Genomic DNA, 2,128 nt, shown 5'->3' on the forward strand with positions numbered 1-2,128 from the left:
CAAAGGGAGAGGAGATTTTGAACAAAATTCAACGTGCGCGTGAGGCGCTTGAAACTGCACAAGAAAATTAAGTTATTTCGAAAACAGTACACTAGTAAGCGCGTTGTGGAGGCCCAGCGCATTGCGGCCGAGCTAGCTTCTTCACTCGAAGAGTGGCATCCAGAGACGCTGCACATTCCTGAAAATGAACGGGGCCTTTATCGCACTCAGAACCCTTATTACGCGGCCCACTGACGCCGCGCACCAACTTATCAAAAGCTCACTTCGGTGGGCTTATTTTTGTCCGCAAAACGCATTTAACTGGACAGCCAAGTTTTCTTTCTCATGGATGAAAAACCATAGACAAGTCAGTGGCTTGGCATCACTGCAAAGGATGATTAACGGACAGTTTCCGGACGCAACTCATTGAAATATATGCGGATAATGATCTATCCGCATATTTAAAATCACCCCATATCGAACAATAATCAGACCTCAGGTTACGACAAAATGAGGTATTCGGCATGGAAATGGAATCGCAAAAAACGTCAACTTGCATCGCTCGGATATTCGGCCGGGGCGCGGCACTAGCTGTGGCAATGGCAACCTCAGGCCTCGGCGTAGGTCTCTTCATGACACCTACACCTGCTTACGCCATCTACTGCTCTAACTGCTCGACGTTTTATCAACAAATGTTCGAGTATGCCGAGCAAGTCAACACGGCACTGAACACCGCCGAGCAACTGCAAATGCAGATTCAGCAGTACCAAAACATGGTCACGCAGGGTACGGGTTTGCCCGATTCGATGTTCGGCAGCATCGCGGCTGACTTGAAAAGCGTGGCCAACATCTACAACCGCTCGCAGGCCTTGGGCCGCCAAATCCAGAACATGGATTCGCAGTTCAACACGGCTTTTCCTGGCTTCGAGTCCTACTTGAATCAAGCAGCAAACTCGGCACAAGTCCCGGCGCGGGATCGCTATCAGAAGTGGTCTAAACAAGGCAGCGACAACGTAAAGACAGCACTTGAGGCGGCAAATCTCAATACCAGCACGTTCGAGTCTGAGGACACCCAGCTTAATCGCATGGTTTTCCGTTCTCAGTCAGCCGTAGGCCGCATGCAAGCTATCCAGGCGGGCAACGAAATCGCCTCACAGAACGTGCAGCAACTACAAAAACTGCGCGATCTGATGGCCACCCAAATCAACATGCAGGGCAACTACATGGCCCAGCAAGGCGACCGGAAAGCGGCTAGCGAAGCTGCGGAACAACAGTTCGAGGCTAAGAAAAATAACTGGGAACTTCGGAGGATTTCTAACCATGTTTATTTCTAAGATTTTTATTGTTGTGTTGTGCATCGCTTCTGCTCTTGGTGGTGCTTTTGTGTCGAGTATCGTTGTGTCCATCAGTACTAAATGCGTGACTGCTGAACGGCCTACGCCGACAGATGCCGATAAAAAATTCGAAGCCCGGAAAAACGACTGGGGTCCATCTGAGGATTTCTAACTATGCAACGTTCAGCACTTCTCGCATTCATCGGTGCGGCGCTATTTTTTTCGGTTGGCACTGCTGCGGCAGCAGGAGACTTAACTCAGGGCAATGAAATGAATGGCCTTTTGCGAATGCTATATGACGCCGCAAGTGAATGGTCACCACGGCTCCAGGGCTATGCACTAACATTACTGGGCTCCCTTGCACTAATTCAGCTAGTGTGGACGTTCATGCCTCTAGCCATGAAACAAGCTGACTTAGGCGAGATTGTCGGTGAGTTAATCCGCTTCTTCATGGCAGTCGGCTTTTTCTACGCCGTTATTGAGCATTCCGTTCCTTGGGCGACAGCAGTAGTTAATAGCTTCCGGGAAGCGGCGGGTACGGCCAGCGGTTTGGGCCGTGCACTACAGCCGGGTGATATGTTCGCAGTGGCTGTTGATTTCTCACGAACTATCGTAGAGGGAATCTCTGTATTCTCTCCGGGTAAAGCGATCCTCATCGCGATTGTTGGCTGTTTAGTTTTATTGTGTTTCGCATTCATCGCGGCATTCATGTTTGTGACGCTAGGGAAACTCTGAAAAAGACTTCCTAATTTGGCAAAATCTCCGGACACCAGTCGCCGAGCTTTTCGATGATGAAACAGATGACCTTCGCCGAC

At 49.9% G+C, this 2,128-nt stretch carries 3 protein-coding genes; all 3 read left to right on the top strand.

All coding sequences use genetic code 11. The annotated features are described in order from the left end of the window. Positions 1 to 503: 503 nt before the first annotated feature. From trbJ to trbL, 3 genes are read left to right on the top strand one after another with little or no spacing between them, the layout of a single operon-like run. The gene (gene trbJ / locus EC915_RS24645; RefSeq protein WP_133753061.1) at positions 504 to 1,313 is read left to right on the top strand and encodes a P-type conjugative transfer protein TrbJ; all 810 of its coding nucleotides are present in this window, start codon (positions 504 to 506) and stop codon (positions 1,311 to 1,313) included. Next, a complete protein-coding gene (locus EC915_RS24650) occupies positions 1,300 to 1,485 on the top strand; it encodes a hypothetical protein (protein ID WP_133753062.1) in 186 nt (61 codons plus the stop codon). Before trbJ ends, EC915_RS24650 begins: the two co-directional genes overlap by 14 nt. Before the next feature lie 2 nt (positions 1,486 to 1,487). Beyond that, the gene (gene trbL / locus EC915_RS24655) at positions 1,488 to 2,048 is read left to right on the top strand and encodes a P-type conjugative transfer protein TrbL (protein ID WP_305955403.1); all 561 of its coding nucleotides are present in this window, start codon (positions 1,488 to 1,490) and stop codon (positions 2,046 to 2,048) included. Positions 2,049 to 2,128 lie beyond the last annotated feature (80 nt).

The sequence above is a fragment of the Pseudomonas sp. LP_7_YM genome, from assembly GCF_004364435.1.
In the GTDB taxonomy this organism is placed as follows: Bacteria; Pseudomonadota; Gammaproteobacteria; order Pseudomonadales; family Pseudomonadaceae; genus Aquipseudomonas.